Raw genomic sequence first — 13,465 nt, forward strand, 5'->3', positions numbered from 1 at the left:
ACCTTTCTCCTAATCAAAAATAAAAAATTCAGTTTTTTAATGATTAAGTGAAAGAAGGTGGCCCTCGAATAATGTTATCGCGCTGCCTAGTAAAGGCTTTTGCATCAATCGTTTTTCCAGCCGAAAACCGGTATTTTTCCAAGCCGCTGGTGATGTCGACAAACGAAATGCCATCATCAATGTCGTCGTCAGATACTTCAAAAGCGGAGCTTTCCCATTCGCTAATGAGGGTTGAGAGCGTATTTGCACTGTTCGACTGCCCCGCAATATTTTGCACACTTCTTCCCTCTCCCAATACGGAGACGGATACTAGTGATGAAAATAACGCTGGCAGAATAACGGCCAACAAAACGTACGAAACGCGCAAAGCGTACAACCTCTACTGAACTAAACAACATTGAAGCAAAGCAGTCACTTTTGTTACTGCCTATTTAAACTATAAGAGTATTTAGCGCGTTTAATAGAGGTGTTTAGCGCATTTTATCGACCATTAAACGACGCGCCTTCGAAAACTAACCGTGTCGCGACTCAGGTTTGGTGGGTTGTTTGCTGTACATTCGTTCTAAAAACAAGAACGAACACTCCCATTAAATGTGATGTTTAGCCAACGTAATTAGAAATACACTAGATTCAACTGATCCATAAGGTGTTTTTTCAGCAGTCATCTAGCGGTTGAGATAACGCGATTAACTGAAGGTCTAACCAACCTGATTGTAAGTAATAACGGAAGTGATATGAAACCAAGATGGTCCAGACCTATAGTTATTTTGCATTGGATATCTGCCATTGCCATTGTCGGCATGTTTGCTTCAGGGCTGTGGATGGTCGACCTCACATACTACAGCGACTGGTATAAGACGGCACCGCATTGGCACAAGAGTGTTGGATTAATTTTGCTTGCCATCACTGTTATTCGCTTAGTCACGCGCGTTGTTACTTCACGGCCGCCGTCACATGGCACCCCGTTAGAAAAAAGGTTAAGTCGCATAGGTCATGGGCTTCTGTACACCTTGATTATCATGCTATTCGCGAGCGGCTATTTAATTTCAACGGCCGATGGAAGAAGCATCGACGTATTTAATTGGTTTTCTGTACCTGCAATGGGCGAGTTCTTTGAAAATCAAGAAGACATTGCAGGAGAGGCCCATTTTTATATTGCGTGGTCAGTGATTGTATTGGCAATCATTCACGCGCTGGCTGCGCTGAAACACCACTTTATTAGTAACGATGACACACTGAAGCAGATGTTACGGCTTCGATGATATTGAGAAGAAAGGAGAAATGATGAAGAAGTTAACACTTGCCCTGGCCGCTGCGCTGTCTTTAAGCACCGCTAACGCCGCAGATTATGTGATTGATAGCAAAGGCGCCCACGCGTCTATCAACTTTAAAATTCAACACTTGGGCTACTCGTGGCTTACTGGTCGCTTCAACGATTTTAAAGGTACTTTTAGTTACGACGACGCAGCACCTGGTGCAGCAAAAATTATGGTGACTATCGATACCGACAGTATCGACTCAAACCACGCAGAGCGTGACAAGCACCTTAAAAGCGACGATTTCTTAAACGTTGACGACTTTCCAGAGGCGAAGTTTGTCAGCACAAAAATTGTCGATAAAGGCAATGGCATGATGGATGTAATGGGTGACTTCACGCTTCATGGTGTAACAAAGCCTATTACAATTGAAGCCAAAAAGATTGGCGAAGGCAAAGACCCATGGGGCGGCTATCGTGCAGGCTTTATGGGCACAACGACGATTGCACTTAAAGATTATGGCATCGACTATGATTTAGGCCCAGCGTCGCAAACGGTAGAATTAGAGCTTCACGTTGAAGGCGTGAAACAATAGCTATTTACATTTAGTCCCAGCGAACTAAATTTATGATTTAAGAAAGCCCCAAACATGGGGCTTTTTTTACATGTGGTTAGTGAAGCTTCAGCTTAGGGCTGATGGCCTGACTTAACTTCTTCACAAGGAGCTTTAGAGCACCTTTAATTTTTCCGTGTACTGCAAACTGGTGCATATTATACAAAGAAACGTAAACCAACTTAGCTAGACGCCCTTCAATGAACATACTGCTGTTTGACAGTGATCCCATTAAGCTTCCAACAGTGCTGTATTCACTCAAGTGAACCAGCGAACCATAGTCTTTGTAAGTGAAGTCCTTTGTACCTTTTTGGGTAAATAACGACGTTATATTGTGCGCAACGATGTCAGCCATTTGGTGAGCAGATTGCGCCCGAGGTGGCACCCACTTTCCATTTTCCTGCTGGAAGCCACAGCAGTCACCTAATACCCAGATATTTTTGTGCGTAGTGCTGCGAAGCTGCTTATCAACAAGAATTTGGTTGGCTCTGTTCGTTTCAAAAAGTTCTAGCTTTGTTATGAAGTCAGGTGCTTTTACCCCTGCAGCCCACACCATTAAATCAGCGTCAATCCGGCCACCGCCTTTGGTGATCAACCCTGTCGCGTCGGCTTCTGCCACCATGGTTTGCTCTTTAATGTCTACGCCCAACTTATGCAGCGCTTTTCTTGCAGAGTTTGCTATACGCTCAGGTAGCGCAGGCAATATACGCTCTCCGGCTTCCACAATAGTAATTTTAAGACGAGAAGCCGACATATCTGGCATTCCGTAAGCCTTAGACAAATTAGCCACATGGTGAAGTTGAGCGGCGAGCTCAGTACCTGTTGCTCCTGCCCCGACGATGGCGACATCAATTCTGGCGTCTTTGTCTTCTTGCTGATTAATGCGGATAAGCTGATTAAGAAGCGCTCGGTGAAAGCGTTCAGCTTGCTTTAACGAGTCGAGAAAGTAGCAATGCTCAGCAACCCCTGGCGTACCGAAGTCGTTACTCACGCTGCCAACCGCCAGCACTAACTGGTCGTAATGAATCTCGCGCTCAGGCAAAACCTGTGTCCCTTCCTCATCGATTAAAGGCGACAAGGTTATAGTTTGCGCCTGCGCGTTAAGCGAGCACATTTCACCTAATTGGAAGCGGTAGTGGTGAGTTGCAGCGTGAATAGCGTAGTCCACACCGTCTGAATGTTTATCAATTACGCCAGCGGCCACTTCGTGTAATAGCGGCTTCCAAATATGAGTTCGACTGCGGTCGACAAGGGTAATTTCGGCTTGTTTGAGTATAAGAAATATTAACGCTATGTACTACCCACTGTGTCAGCTGTATTTAAGGCCAGTTGCACGTGTGTCAAATGGGTACTTTTCAGGAATCAGTGAAGTAGTTGTCATCAAGATAGACGCAATATAACTGGTCTTTGGTACTGAAATCCGCAATGAGATATGTGAAAGCCCTTACCTCAACATGTTGCATGTTCAAGTGATGGTCTGTTTTTTGTGCTTCATGCGCCAAAATCGAAGTCGCGTTGAATGATGTAGTCACTGAATGAGGCTGTGGCTGGTGGAGCTCGAAGTGGCGGCATTAGAGAATCGTTTTTTGCTTCAAGAAGAGTCTGCTTGTCAAGGTGCGCCAAAATCTTATGGATAACAGCCGGATCCGTAATACAAGTAATAATTTTGACGTTGGTTTTTTCACAAGCCTCACAGACTGTGATGTCAATATTGAATACTCTTTTTAACCTTTGTGCCCACGACATGCTTCGCGCATGGTATGGTTTATCTGAATCTTTCAGATGCTCTGCTAAGCGAGGGCTATTCTTACCGCGTTGTGAAGCCGTTACCTCGGCACGCACCTTAGCATTGGGAGCAAACACGCCATAAAACCTCGTAAGGTTTAGCCTCGGCACTGGCACCAGTGCCGCGAGCTTGCCTATGAAATCCAAGGGAGTAAAAAAGACATGTGTGGTACCGTCTTGATAGGGAGTTTTCAGTTGATATCTTACTTTTCCTGAATCGGTTAGACTCAATCGTTGCTCGCTTAACGCTGGCCTTGAGATATATCTGCATAGCCTTTCCAGTTTGTCAGTTTGATGGCTGTCTGCAAACACCCCAGCGTGTAAGCTAAAACCGTTTATTTGAGCTAATTGACCGTAATGTTGTTCGTCTTTGGCAGGTAAGGTTTGCAAGGCAAAGACTTTTTTGCCTGTATCTGGTCCTACAGCAATGCGGTAATTGACAGAGGCTGCTTGCAAGGGCAGTAAACTATCTTCGTCATCCATGCCGATGCCAAAGCGGTTATATTTGACTGACACTTTGGGTAAGATTTCGGCTGTACGAGGAAGTCAGCCTCTTATGATCGATATTTTCAAATGGTCGCCTGATTCAACAATCGAAAGTGGCGAGCATATACTGAACTTTTCCTATAATTATCTGGTTTCACGGGGCGCAAGAGTCACGACCGTAGTCGGATATGACAGATGGGAAGATATCGAGTACGTAAAAGCCCTTGAAGCGATTAGACTTCGATCTGATTCGTTTTGTCTTCGCCTTGAATCATACGCATTTGAGGATATGTATGACGGGGAACACTTTGAGGAAGTAGTAACTGAGATATTAGAAACTTTGCAATTAAATCCAAAAAAATGCAACGTGATTCTGGATTTAGGGGATGTCTCCAATACTTCCGTAGTTGATATTTGTGAGAAAGTAGAGATGGCGAATAGATTATTGCTGCCATTTCAGTTTGATCACATTTCAATGTCAGGTTGCTCGCTGACTTCATTTATAACCGATATGGTTCCAGAGCCGGATACAAACGAGGTGATTTTAAGAAGAGAGTATGTGGCATGGAAAAGTCTTCGGGACTCTATGGATATAGGGTTTTCCGACTATGGAGTGGTGAATCCAAACTCTGCCGAAATTAGAACTCCACACGCGAATGGTAAAATTCGTTATACGATACCAGACAACTATTTTGTTGCGCGAGGGCATTCTCGAATGCATGGTAACAAAGGTGCGCAGATGTACGACCTTTCTCAGGCTGTGATTGATTCGGGGCACTATTTACTTCCTCCATTCAGCTGGGGTGACGGCCGCATAGACGACTGCGCTAACCGAAAAATGAAGGGTAACTTGAAGGATTGGGTTGCTATCGATACTTCCCACCACTTGCAGTTTGTCACAATGAGTGTGACTGAGTTTGAAAGAGAGCTACTTGTTCGTAACGAGGAGGAACATTCGTAACTCTGCAATCTACTCTTGGGTAACTATAGATAACTCCCCCACATCACTTGTGGGGGGAAGATTACATGTTGGATAAGACTTCATTAGGGATAGAAAACTTGGTAAGCATACATGCTATGCGAAACTTATCACCTTTTAAGGGGCCGTGCGTTTTTTCGATTTCACCCCGCTAACTCCAAAAGAAGTCTTAGAGCTTGAGAGTGTCAAGCTACAGATCTCAACTCAAAGTAGAAATGATGTAGTTGAAGCTCTTAACAATGACTCACTAAGTGAATACAATAGCTTTGATTCTTGGTCCCTATAGTTTAACCGGATAAAACCGTGGCCTCCTAAGCCGCTAATCGAGGTTCGAGTCCTCGTGGGGACGCCATTGAAGTATACATTTTTTCGTAAAATAATTTCACCATGCTTAGCCATCCCAAGTGAGATGATTTATTTGAAGCTAATCAGAAAGCTAAAGAACCAATAATGCCCTAAAGTTAGCTCAAACCTGAGCTTACAGTCTTGATGATTAGGTTAATATCTCACATGACATGGAGTTACGAGCGAACAAACGACGCTCGCTGTAGCTCGTTTCTGGACAGGAATGAGTTTCGGGCTTGTTCAACACTAGGGATTCAGTGTTGGCTTTACAGCATCTTAATCCTTACTTGTTATGTATATTTTTAATACAAAAAAGCCCACGTGCAAAAGTGGGCTTTAGATAAACATAACTCTATTAAGCTTCTGCTAACTCAGAGTCGAGTTGTGCAAAATCTGAAAAACTATTCTTCAGGTCTGTCCGCAAGGATTCTATTTCGAATTTCTTCAACGCTTGGGGCTTTCTTGAGGTGTCCTGCTTCACCTTGTGTGAGTTTGTCCACACCAAAGCCAACTTCACTCTTCCACCATTCATCAAGTTCGTCTCCGTGCTTGTTTTGTATTGCTTTGAGCATCGCTTCTTTAATGTTAAGTGAAGCAGCTCCTTCGTGTCCCGTCAAGGCAACTGCCAATATAACGTGACCACCCTTATTCTCTATGTAACCTCTAAGTGAAGCTAAAGTTCCACCCATTGATAAAGTATCGTCCAAGATAACATAATTACGACCTTGCTGTACAGCCCCATCGAAGAAAGGATATTGAGACAGACGATAAAATGCACCTTTACCTGTTCTCTGTGGCTTATTCGCTTGAACGATATCATCGCACAATTCAAGCTTTAGAGTTACGGCTAAATAATAAGCTAGAGCCGCTGGAATTTTATTGGTGCCAAACTCTTCGATAGCATGAACAGGGAGTATCAAGGCATTACTTTCCTGAACAATAGCTCGTAGTTCTGCAATTTTTTCTTTAGGAACAATATCTTTAACTAGTTGCAATGCTGCGTCATTGCTGCCATTTTTCTTTGCATCCTCATACCTTTCATGCTCCTTAGCCGAACCAAGAGGACAAAAGGTGAAAACTGGTGGAAAATTAGCCCATGCAACTCTAGTCTCTTCTTTTTTTAATCGTTCCCGGTATTCTGCGAGAGATACAACTTTACTAGGCATTCAAACTTCTACTACATCAAATCTTTCGGCATTCTACTAAAAAGTACGTTTGATGCATACATTCGGGTACATAACGCTTTCTTTTTAACAAATATGCGCTAATCAATGACTTTTAGAGCTTTTCTGTTTTCGTCAATAATATTGTTTGCATAGTATTCAGCGGCAGTTGTCACCGAATCGCCAATTAAGTCAGCAACTAGTTTGATGTCACCAGTAGCAGCGTAAATTTTAGAAGCAAAGGTGTGTCTGAAATCATAGTATCGCCCCTTCAGCTCAAACTGGGTACAGACCCTGAGGGATCCCCACGAATTTAATTCCATGTGCTTCCGGCCCATGCACTGTCTACTATGGAGCTGTACCATTTGAGTGCAGCTTTCCACTGTCGCATGGTAAACCTTATTCGGCAAGCAATAGCTCTAAGGCCAAGGTAGTGGAATGATAGCACGCTTCTGGTTTCGGTATTCGCTTGGAATTGGCGATGTTTGTTCGAAGAAACAAGCACCATACCCAGTAATATAGCAACCAGTGACGCTAATGTTGTCAGCAATATCAATATTGTAAGACGTTGCTTTTTAATACTTTTGTTTTGTTCATAGCCAAGCCCGAACTTGGTGCTTTTCATGTCCCTAAACCCTTCTTCAATTTGCATCCGCTGTCGATAAATACCGACCACTTGTTTTGATAACTGCCGATGAGAAGAGAGCGATGTTGCCAATAGCCAAGGATCTTTTGCACCCTGAGCATGTTTTTTTGAATGTCCTGAGCGCTTGAGCGAACCATCAGTGTTACGAGCGTGACGGCCTTTACTTTTTTGTTTAAATAAAACAAGCGTGCAGGCAAAAGGATTGCTTCTGACTATCTGGCTATTAGAGTATAAGAAATATTAACGCTATGTACTACCCAGAGTATAAGAAATATTAACGCTATGTACTACCCACTGTGTCAGCTGTATTTAAGGCCAGTTGCACGTGTGTCAAATGGGTACTTTTCAGGAATCAGTGAAGTAGTTGTCATCAAGATAGACGCAATATAACTGGTCTTTGGTACTGAAATCCGCAATGAGATATGTGAAAGCCCTTACCTCAACATGTTGCATGTTCAAGTGATGGTCTGTTTTTTGTGCTTCATGCGCCAAAATCGAAGTCGCGTTGAATGATGTAGTCACTGAATGAGGCTGTGGCTGGTGGAGCTCGAAGTGGCGGCATTAGAGAATCGTTTTTTGCTTCAAGAAGAGTCTGCTTGTCAAGGTGCGCCAAAATCTTATGGATAACAGCCGGATCCGTAATACAAGTAATAATTTTGACGTTGGTTTTTTCACAAGCCTCACAGACTGTGATGTCAATATTGAATACTCTTTTTAACCTTTGTGCCCACGACATGCTTCGCGCATGGTATGGTTTATCTGAATCTTTCAGATGCTCTGCTAAGCGAGGGCTATTCTTACCGCGTTGTGAAGCCGTTACCTCGGCACGCACCTTAGCATTGGGAGCAAACACGCCATAAAACCTCGTAAGGTTTAGCCTCGGCACTGGCACCAGTGCCGCGAGCTTGCCTATGAAATCCAAGGGAGTAAAAAAGACATGTGTGGTACCGTCTTGATAGGGAGTTTTCAGTTGATATCTTACTTTTCCTGAATCGGTTAGACTCAATCGTTGCTCGCTTAACGCTGGCCTTGAGATATATCTGCATAGCCTTTCCAGTTTGTCAGTTTGATGGCTGTCTGCAAACACCCCAGCGTGTAAGCTAAAACCGTTTATTTGAGCTAATTGACCGTAATGTTGTTCGTCTTTGGCAGGTAAGGTTTGCAAGGCAAAGACTTTTTTGCCTGTATCTGGTCCTACAGCAATGCGGTAATTGACAGAGGCTGCTTGCAAGGGCAGTAAACTATCTTCGTCATCCATGGGTAAATCGAGAAATGTGTTGTCCATATCCCGTTGAACGAGCCCGGCCTTCTCCAAGTAGGTCGCGATGCGATGGCTAATGACATTCACGAGGGTTTCCATATCATTGTGGTTTGGTGCTTTAACGCACTTGAATTTGGACTGTCCACACTCCTGAGTGATAACGCCTTCCAAAAAGAGCATGTGAAAGTGAATATTGAGATTCAGTGCACTACCAAATCGCTGAATGTAAGTCACCGCTCCTGTGTTTGCTTGCTTCTTAAGATACCCAGCCCGATGCACAATATCGCAAGAAATAGCACGATGAATGATTTGCATGATTTTACTTAAGTGTTTGGGATACCTAGCTAGAAGTAGACGAAGCGGGATGGGTAAACTCAATACCCATTGGCGTACAGGGTAACCACACCAGACACGACCAACAGCTTGACATTCGACTCCATGAATCACTCACCAATTGCAACATGACTATAGGGATATCGGCCAAGTTGAGAATTATTGATGGGCAATTTGGCAGACAATCAAAGAAAGCCTAGTCCTTGTGCCAGAGGTTTGCCAACGACGATGGATTGCGAGAGTAGAGTTTGTTGCGCGGCCGTTCACCGTTACTGATAATCAGACGTTAGTGGCCGCTAGAAGCAGAGGTGAATGACGACAAGAGGCGCCAGGTCAAAACGATAGAGGCAGGAACGAAGAAACCCCCGATCCAACACTATCGCGCCCTCCTGGCGATCTCGAAGTACAACATTCTGTATAAGAGAAGGGATAAAACCCCTCGTCGAGGGGCTGATCGGGAATACCAAAAAGGCCCTGCGCCAACTCGCCTAGCACGACCGGAGCACTGAGGCTCCTAGCATGGCGGGAGCTTAGCCTATCGGGCGAATACCCACTGATTTTCTGCACTTGGCCAACAAAGGCGAACTGAAAGAACGCGCTTTTTCAGCGCCTTGCTGCAGTTTTTCTTCAATCGCTGCAGGATTGGCCAACAGCTCGTTATAGCGCTCTCGAGCCTCCGCCAGCTCTCCGTTAACCAACTCAAACAATTGCTTCTTGGCTTCACCCCAAGCGATGCCATCGGCAAATGCCTGACGCATATCGACGGTTTGTTGCTCACTGGCAAAAGCCTGCCAAATTTGAAACACCGTGGAGCTATCGGGATCTTTCGGCTCTCCGGGCTCCAGCAAGTTGGTTTTAATTTTGTTGATGTGTTTTTTCAGTTGTTTTTCGGTCAAGAACAGGGGAATGGTATTGCCGTAGCTCTTACTCATTTTACGACCATCGAGGCCTTGCAACACCGCCACCTTGTCATCAACTACGGCTTCAGGAGCCACAAAGTGCTGGCCATAGTGATGATTAAAACGCGCCGCGATATCGCGAGCCATCTCGACGTGTTGAATTTGATCTTTGCCGACAGGTACTTTGTTGGCGTTAAACATCAAAATATCAGCTGCCATCAGCACAGGGTAGCTATACAAACCCATGGTCACGCCGTAATCCGTATCTTCACCCGCCTCTTGGTTGGCGGCAACGGCCGCCTTATAGGCGTGAGCACGATTCATTAAGCCTTTCGCAGCCATACAATTGAGCATCCAGCACAATTCTGGGATCTCTGGAATGTCAGATTGACGGTAAAACACCGAGTATAAGAAATATTAACGCTATGTACGAGTATAAGAAATATTAACGCTATGTACTACCCACGGCTAGCGCATTTTAATCCCAGATTCTAAAAGGGTTGAGCGGTAATCATCATCCAGCGCAGCCATTTTCCTTTTGGCTTTCATACTCGCTGTTTTTGTTTCATCTTGTTTAAATAAGGCCATGGCTATTTTTCGCATGACATTGAAGACCAGTGCGCCGTGTCCTTTACGGATCCTTGACTCGTCTTCTCTGAACGTCATATCCAACACCCAATGCATACTCTCGACTTGCCAATGGCTGCGTACACAATTTAAAGCTTGCTCTGCATTTAAACCCAGAGAGCTCACGTACCAGCGTGTTTCAACGCTATCAGTGTTTGTCGATTTTTCATGTATTTTTGATGTCACTTGAATAACGCTTTTTAGGCCGCTCCATTGATACTGTTTAGTTAGCCAGTTTTTCTGGATGAGTAGTTGCTGACAGGTTCTGGTTTCAATGCGCCCATGGCCTGCATTGATTTCTGTATGCGTCGAGTACACCTCGTCTGATAAGCCCTCCCGCACACTTTTATGCCACCACGCCGCCAGCTCTGCCTGCATACCTGAGTGATTGCCTTTAAGTGCCAAAATGTAATCGGCTTTTTGCTTCACAATTTGCAAGGCTATTTCACGCTGACATCCCATGGCATCCAAGGTAATAATACTGTTTTCTATTTCCAACATGCTCAGCAATTCAGGAATGGCAGTGATTTCATTGGTTTTGTTATCGACGGCCACTTGCCCGAGCACGAGTTGATGCTGACAACTCCAGGCGCTGACCGCATGCAGCGCGTTGTTTCTCTCTTTGGTGGAAAACGAACGACGGGCGGTTTTACCGTCAATCGCAATCACACCACACCCTGTTTCTTCAATAAGCGAGGATATCCACGCTTGAAAGGCTTTCTCGATTTCAGCGGGTTTTAATCGGCAAATCACCCGTGCAATGGTATCGTGACGTGGGATCCCTGCTTCAAAGGGCCGGTATTTGCGTAGCCAGTCAAGCTTGATATGACCAAACTGCTCAATGTCTTCCCAGCCTTCACTGCCTGACATTACCGCACTTATCGCCAGTAACAAGATGTCGAGTAAGTTATGTTTTTTACAGCGTTCAATACGCGGATCAGAAATGGGGGCAAAATGTTTCAGGAAAGTCGGGCTCATCAAAGTGACCAAGTAAGTGATTAGACCTCGATCTGATCGTCACTTAGGCTAAAAGTTCAATTTATAATGATCTTGCCGTGATGTACTACCCACTGTGTCAGCTGTATTTAAGGCCAGTTGCACGTGTGTCAAATGGGTACTTTTCAGGAATCAGTGAAGTAGTTGTCATCAAGATAGACGCAATATAACTGGTCTTTGGTACTGAAATCCGCAATGAGATATGTGAAAGCCCTTACCTCAACATGTTGCATGTTCAAGTGATGGTCTGTTTTTTGTGCTTCATGCGCCAAAATCGAAGTCGCGTTGAATGATGTAGTCACTGAATGAGGCTGTGGCTGGTGGAGCTCGAAGTGGCGGCATTAGAGAATCGTTTTTTGCTTCAAGAAGAGTCTGCTTGTCAAGGTGCGCCAAAATCTTATGGATAACAGCCGGATCCGTAATACAAGTAATAATTTTGACGTTGGTTTTTTCACAAGCCTCACAGACTGTGATGTCAATATTGAATACTCTTTTTAACCTTTGTGCCCACGACATGCTTCGCGCATGGTATGGTTTATCTGAATCTTTCAGATGCTCTGCTAAGCGAGGGCTATTCTTACCGCGTTGTGAAGCCGTTACCTCGGCACGCACCTTAGCATTGGGAGCAAACACGCCATAAAACCTCGTAAGGTTTAGCCTCGGCACTGGCACCAGTGCCGCGAGCTTGCCTATGAAATCCAAGGGAGTAAAAAAGACATGTGTGGTACCGTCTTGATAGGGAGTTTTCAGTTGATATCTTACTTTTCCTGAATCGGTTAGACTCAATCGTTGCTCGCTTAACGCTGGCCTTGAGATATATCTGCATAGCCTTTCCAGTTTGTCAGTTTGATGGCTGTCTGCAAACACCCCAGCGTGTAAGCTAAAACCGTTTATTTGAGCTAATTGACCGTAATGTTGTTCGTCTTTGGCAGGTAAGGTTTGCAAGGCAAAGACTTTTTTGCCTGTATCTGGTCCTACAGCAATGCGGTAATTGACAGAGGCTGCTTGCAAGGGCAGTAAACTATCTTCGTCATCCATGGGTAAATCGAGAAATGTGTTGTCCATATCCCGTTGAACGAGCCCGGCCTTCTCCAAGTAGGTCGCGATGCGATGGCTAATGACATTCACGAGGGTTTCCATATCATTGTGGTTTGGTGCTTTAACGCACTTGAATTTGGACTGTCCACACTCCTGAGTGATAACGCCTTCCAAAAAGAGCATGTGAAAGTGAATATTGAGATTCAGTGCACTACCAAATCGCTGAATGTAAGTCACCGCTCCTGTGTTTGCTTGCTTCTTAAGATACCCAGCCCGATGCACAATATCGCAAGAAATAGCACGATGAATGATTTGCATGATTTTACTTAAGTGTTTGGGATACCTAGCTAGAAGTAGACGAAGCGGGATGGGTAAACACAATACCCATTGGCGTACAGGGTAACCGTGAAGAACATCTTCAACTAACAACTTGGCACTTTCTGCCATCCTTCTTGCACCGCAACTTGGGCAAAATCCCCTGCGTTTGCAGCTGAACGCCAGCAGTTTCTCATGCTTGCAGTCGTCACAAACTACACGCAAAAAACCATGCTCAAGCCGACCACACCTAAGAAACTCTTCAAACTCTTTTACCACATGAAGTGGTAACGACTTCCCTTTTTGTGAAAGCTGCTTCTGAAATTCTGGGTAGTGGCGTTCGACCAATTGATACAGTAACGTCTGCTCTGGACGATGTCGTTTATAGGTATGAGAGTGAGTTACTAGCAATGGCGCCTTTATCTTGAATTGGCATCACAGTGTGTATATGATTTTAATGTAAATCTACTGATCAATAGGGTGGGAAATTTATAGTCTCAAGGTCCGAAAAACGTACAATGCAGCCCCTCATACTTTAGCTTCCAACCAACTGAGCCTTTTCATTGCCTTGGCAGAAAAGCTGATTTCCAACCTTAGAATGCAAATAGCCAAATAAAGGCGCGGTTTTTATTGTCGCGGCTACCAATCGGCTGGATAAACTTGATGAAGCATTATTACGTTCAGGAAGGCTTGATCTTCATGTCCATGTTCCTTTCCTGGATA

Annotated in this window: 13 protein-coding genes, 1 tRNA gene and 1 pseudogene; 5 read left to right on the forward strand and 10 right to left on the reverse strand. The window is 44.5% G+C overall.

What is annotated here, in order from left to right; translation table 11 throughout:
• Positions 1 to 43 precede the first annotated feature (43 nt).
• Positions 44 to 277 (reverse strand): hypothetical protein, encoded by a 234-nt coding sequence (locus tag AC566Q_RS00840; RefSeq protein ID WP_014977718.1) that lies wholly within the window; start codon positions 275 to 277, stop codon positions 44 to 46.
• Between the two features lie 457 nt (positions 278 to 734).
• Here AC566Q_RS00840 and AC566Q_RS00845 point away from each other — a divergent pair, with 457 nt between their 5' ends.
• Together AC566Q_RS00845 and AC566Q_RS00850 are read left to right on the forward strand one after the other, a co-directional pair.
• Positions 735 to 1,262, forward strand: coding sequence for a cytochrome b (locus AC566Q_RS00845; RefSeq protein ID WP_014951191.1), 528 nt, complete (start codon positions 735 to 737; stop codon positions 1,260 to 1,262).
• 22 nt (positions 1,263 to 1,284) lie between these two features.
• Positions 1,285 to 1,851 (forward strand): YceI family protein, encoded by a 567-nt coding sequence (locus AC566Q_RS00850; protein ID WP_474829213.1) that lies wholly within the window; start codon positions 1,285 to 1,287, stop codon positions 1,849 to 1,851.
• 76 nt (positions 1,852 to 1,927) lie between these two features.
• On the opposite strand, the gene AC566Q_RS00855 is transcribed toward AC566Q_RS00850, so the two are convergent.
• Positions 1,928 to 3,163 carry an NAD(P)/FAD-dependent oxidoreductase gene (locus AC566Q_RS00855; protein ID WP_499617634.1) on the reverse strand — a complete coding sequence of 412 codons (1,236 nt, stop codon included), beginning with the start codon at positions 3,161 to 3,163 and terminating at the stop codon, positions 1,928 to 1,930.
• 197 nt (positions 3,164 to 3,360) lie between these two features.
• A complete protein-coding gene (locus tag AC566Q_RS00860; protein ID WP_499612746.1) occupies positions 3,361 to 4,170 on the reverse strand; it encodes a transposase in 810 nt (269 codons plus the stop codon).
• On the opposite strand from AC566Q_RS00860, the gene AC566Q_RS00865 reads away from it, so the two are divergent.
• Both AC566Q_RS00865 and AC566Q_RS00870 read left to right on the forward strand, forming a co-directional pair.
• Positions 4,142 to 5,101, forward strand: coding sequence for a beta family protein (locus AC566Q_RS00865; RefSeq protein ID WP_499612747.1), 960 nt, complete (start codon positions 4,142 to 4,144; stop codon positions 5,099 to 5,101). The two genes, AC566Q_RS00860 and AC566Q_RS00865, sit on opposite strands and share 29 nt — an antisense overlap.
• Before the next feature lie 294 nt (positions 5,102 to 5,395).
• Positions 5,396 to 5,471, forward strand: a tRNA-Arg gene (locus tag AC566Q_RS00870).
• A 394-nt stretch (positions 5,472 to 5,865) separates the two neighbouring features.
• Here AC566Q_RS00870 and AC566Q_RS00875 read toward each other — a convergent pair.
• The 7 genes from AC566Q_RS00875 to AC566Q_RS00905 all read right to left on the reverse strand — a co-directional run bounded on the left by AC566Q_RS00875 (position 5,866) and on the right by AC566Q_RS00905 (position 13,165).
• Positions 5,866 to 6,630: a phosphoribosyltransferase gene (locus tag AC566Q_RS00875; protein ID WP_171338247.1), complete on the reverse strand. Its 765-nt coding sequence runs from the start codon at positions 6,628 to 6,630 to the stop codon at positions 5,866 to 5,868.
• 98 nt (positions 6,631 to 6,728) lie between these two features.
• Entirely contained in the window at positions 6,729 to 6,950 is a 222-nt protein-coding gene (locus AC566Q_RS00880; protein ID WP_499612750.1) for a hypothetical protein, read from the reverse strand.
• Positions 6,941 to 7,489, reverse strand: a complete 549-nt coding sequence (locus AC566Q_RS00885; protein ID WP_499617635.1) for a transposase — start codon at positions 7,487 to 7,489, stop codon at positions 6,941 to 6,943. The genes AC566Q_RS00880 and AC566Q_RS00885 overlap by 10 nt, the downstream gene beginning before the upstream one ends.
• Before the next feature lie 265 nt (positions 7,490 to 7,754).
• On the reverse strand, positions 7,755 to 8,849 hold the full coding sequence (locus AC566Q_RS00890; protein WP_022992087.1) for an IS91 family transposase: 1,095 nt from the start codon (positions 8,847 to 8,849) through the stop codon (positions 7,755 to 7,757).
• 548 nt (positions 8,850 to 9,397) lie between these two features.
• On the reverse strand, positions 9,398 to 10,168 hold the full coding sequence (gene trpS / locus AC566Q_RS00895; RefSeq protein ID WP_499611490.1) for a tryptophan--tRNA ligase: 771 nt from the start codon (positions 10,166 to 10,168) through the stop codon (positions 9,398 to 9,400).
• 66 nt (positions 10,169 to 10,234) lie between these two features.
• The gene (locus tag AC566Q_RS00900) at positions 10,235 to 11,371 is read right to left on the reverse strand and encodes an ISAs1 family transposase (protein WP_112403874.1); all 1,137 of its coding nucleotides are present in this window, start codon (positions 11,369 to 11,371) and stop codon (positions 10,235 to 10,237) included.
• Between the two features lie 279 nt (positions 11,372 to 11,650).
• On the reverse strand, positions 11,651 to 13,165 hold the full coding sequence (locus tag AC566Q_RS00905) for a transposase (RefSeq protein ID WP_492225539.1): 1,515 nt from the start codon (positions 13,163 to 13,165) through the stop codon (positions 11,651 to 11,653).
• A gap of 206 nt (positions 13,166 to 13,371) precedes the next feature.
• Between AC566Q_RS00905 and AC566Q_RS00910 the strand changes: the two are divergent.
• Positions 13,372 to 13,443: pseudogene (locus tag AC566Q_RS00910) on the forward strand (AAA family ATPase); the annotation flags it as partial.
• Positions 13,444 to 13,465: the final 22 nt, after the last annotated feature.

This window comes from Alteromonas sp. H02 (assembly GCF_059682525.1).

Excerpts from the sequence above, each read along its gene's own strand:
- AC566Q_RS00845 (WP_014951191.1), top strand. The coding sequence starts at position 735 with ATGAAACCAAGATGGTCCAGACCTATAGTTATTTTGCATTGGATATCT.
- AC566Q_RS00850 (WP_474829213.1), top strand. The coding sequence starts at position 1,285 with ATGAAGAAGTTAACACTTGCCCTGGCCGCTGCGCTGTCTTTAAGCACC.
- AC566Q_RS00865 (WP_499612747.1), top strand. The coding sequence starts at position 4,142 with ATGCCAAAGCGGTTATATTTGACTGACACTTTGGGTAAGATTTCGGCT.
- AC566Q_RS00875 (WP_171338247.1), bottom strand. The coding sequence starts at position 6,630 with ATGCCTAGTAAAGTTGTATCTCTCGCAGAATACCGGGAACGATTAAAA.
- AC566Q_RS00880 (WP_499612750.1), bottom strand. The coding sequence starts at position 6,950 with ATGGAATTAAATTCGTGGGGATCCCTCAGGGTCTGTACCCAGTTTGAG.
- AC566Q_RS00890 (WP_022992087.1), bottom strand. The coding sequence starts at position 8,849 with ATGCAAATCATTCATCGTGCTATTTCTTGCGATATTGTGCATCGGGCT.
- AC566Q_RS00900 (WP_112403874.1), bottom strand. The coding sequence starts at position 11,371 with ATGAGCCCGACTTTCCTGAAACATTTTGCCCCCATTTCTGATCCGCGT.